This window comes from Cupriavidus sp. UYPR2.512 (assembly GCF_000379565.1).
GTDB lineage: Bacteria > Pseudomonadota > Gammaproteobacteria > Burkholderiales > Burkholderiaceae > Cupriavidus.
The window spans coordinates 1-1879 of sequence record NZ_KB903048.1; the positions used below are offsets into that span (position 1 = coordinate 1).

At 61.6% G+C, this 1879-nt stretch carries 3 protein-coding genes; 2 read left to right on the forward strand and 1 reads right to left on the reverse strand.

Going from position 1 to position 1879, the window contains the following annotated elements:
* Positions 1-375: hypothetical protein (locus A3A5_RS44955; RefSeq protein WP_232431388.1), on the reverse strand; the 375-nt coding region annotated here is incomplete at its 3' end.
* A gap of 478 nt (positions 376-853) precedes the next feature.
* Here A3A5_RS44955 and A3A5_RS0119205 point away from each other — a divergent pair.
* The gene (locus tag A3A5_RS0119205) at positions 854-1312 is read left to right on the forward strand and encodes a hypothetical protein (protein WP_018312155.1); all 459 of its coding nucleotides are present in this window, start codon (positions 854-856) and stop codon (positions 1310-1312) included.
* Positions 1309-1602, forward strand: coding sequence for a type II toxin-antitoxin system mRNA interferase toxin, RelE/StbE family (locus A3A5_RS0119210; protein ID WP_018312156.1), 294 nt, complete (start codon positions 1309-1311; stop codon positions 1600-1602). Before A3A5_RS0119205 ends, A3A5_RS0119210 begins: the two co-directional genes overlap by 4 nt.
* The last annotated feature ends 277 nt before the right edge of the window (positions 1603-1879 follow it).

Here is a 1879-nt window from a genome sequence, read left to right on the forward strand (position 1 = left end):
GACTTCGTCAGCAAGGTCTTGCCGGCCCTCTGACCAATCAGTGTATCGACACAAGTCAATGAGAATGGTTTTCTTCGTTGGTACAGAGATAAGGGCAATTTTTTCGTCATCGAGCTGGTCGACGAGGCTGGCGTCGCGCAGCAATACGAGGTCTATTTCACGGCCTCGCGTGCGACCGAGCGGGGAGTGCTGAACCTGTACGTGCAGAGTGCGTATGTGCGCGATAAGACTCACCAGAACCGCCCGCAGAAAAAATCGATCCGGTTGCAGGTGATCCTGCACAACACGCTTCACAACAAGCCGATCAAAGCGCCTCCGCGATAACCCTGGAAGGCCAGAAATGAACAAGGCTCCTGAAACAGGAGCCTTGTTCAAACAGCTAATCGGGCCTCTTGGCTATCCGCACGCTTGGGTGCAGACCCCTGACGGGGCGGGGTTAGCGCACGGCTTTCGCCGTTCCGTTCATACGCTAGCAAATAGATGCTACCGAATTTTGCCTTGCCCTGCAAGGCAAACGCGCCCCCAGTGGCAAGCGTAGGCGCCCGGGAGGGAGGCGATTCCGCAGTCCCCCGATGTGGCCTGGCTATCGGAAGTAACTTCGGGGGCCCGTTGCAATTTGCACCGGCTCCGCTATCTTGCTGCCTCGCCTAGAAGGACGACGCGGGTCCCCTTACTGCACCAAGCGGTCGGCCCAGAAGTGACCGAGAACGGGCCTTATGCCCAATCGCCGGCCCGTTCAAAAATTCCACGTCTCCCACTGTATAGTAAAGTGGTGGTGTGTACAATAATAGAAGTGACCCAAGACCATCGCCAGCGCGAGCTGGCCAACTTCGGAGCTGACGGAGGTTTCCCCATGGCCACCGAGACCATCGATCAAAAGACCCTTACCCAGCTCGTGGAAGCTGGCGCTGTGCGCGCGGCGCATGTCGTCGGCCACGGCAACGGCTGGACCATCGCTGCCAAGTACGGCCTGACCGAGCGTTTCCTGTCGGCCAAGCGCGGCGACGTGCGCGTGTTCCGCAAGCTCGAAACGCTGGTGGCCTTCCTGCGCGACCTGGGCATTAGCCGCTTCGACGTGGACGCGGCCGGCTACGATCCGGAGTCGGCCGAGCGCACTACGCGGCCCGACAGGTCGGCCGCGCTCAAGGAGGCGCACGCCGCGCGAGCCTATGACAAGTGGTTCCGCGAGCAGGTCCAGCAGGCGCTGGATGACCCCCGCCCTTCCCTTCCGCACGCCGAGGTCAAGGCCGATTTTGCCGAGCGCCGCGCGGCGCTGCGGCAGCGGATCGCAAAGCGCGGGGGTAACGCTTGACCCTGGCGCTGCACTGGAACCCGAGGGCGCGCGAGGACCGCGCCGACATCATGGATTACATCGCCCAGGACAACCCCGTGGCCGCGCTCGAGCTGGACGAGCTGATCGAGCAGAAGGCCGAGGCCTTGCCGGCGAATCCAACGCTGTTTCGACCAGGGCGCGTGCGCGGCACGCGCGAGGCCGTAGTGACGGAAAACTACCTGATGGTGTATCGCGTGACGGACAAGCACGTGGAGATCCTGCGCGTGCTGCATGCGCGCCAGCAGTGGCCAGCAAAAGGACGAGCCTGATCCGCCAACGCCCAGTAGCTGTAGCTGTAGCTGCTTGCATTCGAAACCGGCTGTGCTTGCAATCGACGCGGTTTCCTGCTCGGAATGACTGCAACTGACGGCCCGCGCGCGTGCTCGGATTATCTGCCCCCATGCTTGCATTCAGCCGGCCGGGCTTGCATGCTCGAATTAGTTGCAAATGAAGGGGTTCCAAGCCGGAACCGCCGAAAATTCCGTCATTCCACATTATGAAATTTAGTCCACCTCACGCAGGCCCGCGTCCGCATGAGGCGGTCAT

Excerpts from the sequence above, each read along its gene's own strand:
- A3A5_RS0119205 (WP_018312155.1), top strand. The coding sequence starts at position 854 with ATGGCCACCGAGACCATCGATCAAAAGACCCTTACCCAGCTCGTGGAA.